General features: G+C 53.6%; 1 rRNA gene. It reads right to left on the bottom strand.

Going from position 1 to position 2,256, the window contains the following annotated elements:
* Positions 1-28 precede the first annotated feature (28 nt).
* Positions 29-2,256, bottom strand: a 23S ribosomal RNA gene (locus HF990_RS14710); the annotation flags it as partial.

Raw genomic sequence — 2,256 nt, 5'->3', positions numbered from 1 at the left:
TCAAAACTGGATAACGACATTGAAATGATTGGTTAAGTCCTCGATCGATTAGTATCCGTCAGCTCCACACGTCACCGTGCTTCCACCTCGGACCTATCTACCTCATCGTCTTTGAGGGATCTTACTTGCTTATGCAATGGGAAATCTCATCTTGAGGGGGGCTTCATGCTTAGATGCTTTCAGCACTTATCCCGTCCACACATAGCTACCCAGCGGTGCCTTTGGCAAGACAACTGGTACACCAGCGGTGTGTCCATCCCGGTCCTCTCGTACTAAGGACAGCTCCTCTCAAATTTCCTACGCCCACGACGGATAGGGACCGAACTGTCTCACGACGTTCTGAACCCAGCTCGCGTACCGCTTTAATGGGCGAACAGCCCAACCCTTGGGACCGACTACAGCCCCAGGATGCGATGAGCCGACATCGAGGTGCCAAACCTCCCCGTCGATGTGGACTCTTGGGGGAGATAAGCCTGTTATCCCCGGGGTAGCTTTTATCCGTTGAGCGATGGCCCTTCCATGCGGAACCACCGGATCACTAAGCCCGTCTTTCGACCCTGCTCGACTTGTAGGTCTCGCAGTCAAGCTCCCTTATGCCTTTACACTCTGCGAATGATTTCCAACCATTCTGAGGGAACCTTTGGGCGCCTCCGTTACCTTTTAGGAGGCGACCGCCCCAGTCAAACTGTCCACCTGACACTGTCTCCCAAGCCGATCAGGCTTGCGGGTTAGAATTTCAGTACAACCAGGGTAGTATCCCAAGGGCGCCTCCAGGGAAGCTGGCGCTCCCCCTTCTACGGCTCCTACCTATCCTGTACAAGTTGCACCGAAATTCAATATCAGGTTACAGTAAAGCTCCACGGGGTCTTTCCGTCCTGTCGCGGGTAACCTGCATCTTCACAGGTACTATAATTTCACCGAGTCTCTCGTTGAGACAGTGCCCAGATCGTTACGCCTTTCGTGCGGGTCGGAACTTACCCGACAAGGAATTTCGCTACCTTAGGACCGTTATAGTTACGGCCGCCGTTTACTGGGGCTTCAATTCGGAGCTTCGCTTGCGCTAACTCCTCCTCTTAACCTTCCAGCACCGGGCAGGCGTCAGCCCCTATACTTCACCTTACGGTTTTGCAGAGACCTGTGTTTTTGCTAAACAGTCGCCTGGGCCTATTCACTGCGGCTCATCAGGGCTTGCACCCCAATGAGCACCCCTTCTCCCGAAGTTACGGGGTCATTTTGCCGAGTTCCTTAACGAGAGTTCTCTCGCTCACCTTAGGATTCTCTCCTCGACTACCTGTGTCGGTTTGCGGTACGGGCACCTCCCGCCTCGCTAGAGGCTTTTCTTGGCAGTGTGAAATCAGGAACTTCGCGCGTAACGCGCTCCCCATCACAGCTCAGCGTATTAGGAAGCGGATTTGCCTACTTCCACGCCTTGCTGCTTGGACACGCTCGACCAACGGCGTGCATTCCCTATCCTCCTGCGTCCCCCCATCACTCAAACGGCGGGGAGGTGGTACAGGAATATCAACCTGTTGTCCATCGTCTACGCCTTTCGGCCTCGACTTAGGTCCCGACTAACCCTGAGCGGACGAGCCTTCCTCAGGAAACCTTAGTCATTCGGTGGATGGGATTCTCACCCATCTTTCGCTACTCATACCGGCATTCTCACTTCTAAGCGCTCCACCAGTCCTTCCGGTCTGACTTCGACGCACTTAGAACGCTCTCCTACCACTCGTGCAACGCACGAATCCACAGCTTCGGTGAATCGTTTAGCCCCGTTACATTTTCGGCGCAGCGTCACTCGACCAGTGAGCTATTACGCACTCTTTAAATGATGGCTGCTTCTAAGCCAACATCCTGGTTGTCTAAGCAACGCCACATCCTTTTCCACTTAACGATTACTTTGGGACCTTAGCTGGTGGTCTGGGCTGTTTCCCTTTTGACCACGGATCTTATCACTCGTAGTCTGACTCCCGTGTATAAATAGCTGGCATTCGGAGTTTGTCTGAATTCGGTAACCCGAGGTGGGCCCCTAGTCCAAACAGTGCTCTACCTCCAGTATTCTTCACACGAGGCTAGCCCTAAAGCTATTTCGGAGAGAACCAGCTATCTCCAAGTTCGATTGGAATTTCTCCGCTACCCACACCTCATCCCCGCACTTTTCAACGTGCGTGGGTTCGGGCCTCCAGTGAGTGTTACCTCACCTTCACCCTGGACATGGGTAGATCACCTGGTTTCGGGTCTACGACCACGTACTCA

It is taken from the genome of Ureibacillus thermosphaericus (assembly GCF_012396605.1).
Lineage (GTDB): Bacteria > Bacillota > Bacilli > Bacillales_A > Planococcaceae > Ureibacillus > Ureibacillus thermosphaericus.
The sequence above is the reverse complement of the archived record's forward strand: the minus strand, read 5'-3'. Positions and strand labels throughout refer to the sequence as shown.